Annotated in this window: 1 protein-coding gene; it reads left to right on the top strand. The window is 73.2% G+C overall.

Annotated elements, in window-relative coordinates; all coding sequences use genetic code 11:
- Positions 1-891: condensation domain-containing protein (locus tag A5714_RS21610; protein WP_231975947.1), on the top strand; the 891-nt coding region annotated here is incomplete at both ends.

Raw genomic sequence — 891 nt, 5'->3', positions numbered from 1 at the left:
GGCAGGGCGCGCTGGCGGGGATGCCCGAGCGGCTGCAGCTGCCCACCGACCGGCCGTATCCCGCCACCGCCGACCACCGCGGGGCGCGGGTGAGCGTGGAATGGCCGGCGGAGTTGCAGCGCCGGGTGCGCGCGGTGGCCCGCCGGCACGACGCGACCAGCTTCATGGTGGTGCAGGCGGCCCTGGCCGTGTTGTTGTCCAAGGTCGCCGCGACCGAGGACGTCGCGGTGGGGTTCGCCGTCGCCGGCCGGCGTGACGCCGCCCTGGACCGCCTGGTGGGCTTCTTCGTCAATACGCTGATCCTGCGGGTCGACGCCCGAGGCGACGCCACCGTCTCGGAGTTCCTCGCCCAGGTTCGCGCCCGCAGCCTGGCGGCTCTCGAACACCAGGACGTGCCCTTCGAGCTGCTCGTGGAGCGGCTCAACCCGGTCCGGTCCGCGAGCCACCACCCGCTCGTGCAGGTGTCGGTGACCTGGCAGAACCTGCGTGAGCAGGGCCACGACCCCGCCACGGGCCTGGACCTGGGCGACCTGCGGGTCACCCAGCTACCGCTGGAGAGCCACGCCGCCCGCATGGACCTCACCTTCTCCCTCGGTGAACGCTTCGGCCCCGACGGCGAACCCGCCGGCATCGGCGGCGGCGTGGAATTCCGCACGGATCTTTTCGACCCGGAAACCGTTGCGCGCCTCGTTAATCGGTTGGAGCGGGTGCTGGCGGCGTTGGTGGCCGATCCGGCGCGGCCGTTGTCCTCGGTGGACGTCCTCGATGACGCCGAACGGGCACACCTCGACGTCATCGGCAACCGGGCGACGCTCGGTCGGTCGTCGGCCGAGGCCTCGGTGCCCGAGCTGTTCGCCGCCCAGGTGGCGCGCACCCCGGACGCGGTGGCGG

It is taken from the genome of Mycobacterium sp. E2462 (assembly GCF_001672685.1).
GTDB lineage: Bacteria > Actinomycetota > Actinomycetes > Mycobacteriales > Mycobacteriaceae > Mycobacterium.
The sequence above is the reverse complement of the archived record's forward strand: the minus strand, read 5'-3'. Positions and strand labels throughout refer to the sequence as shown.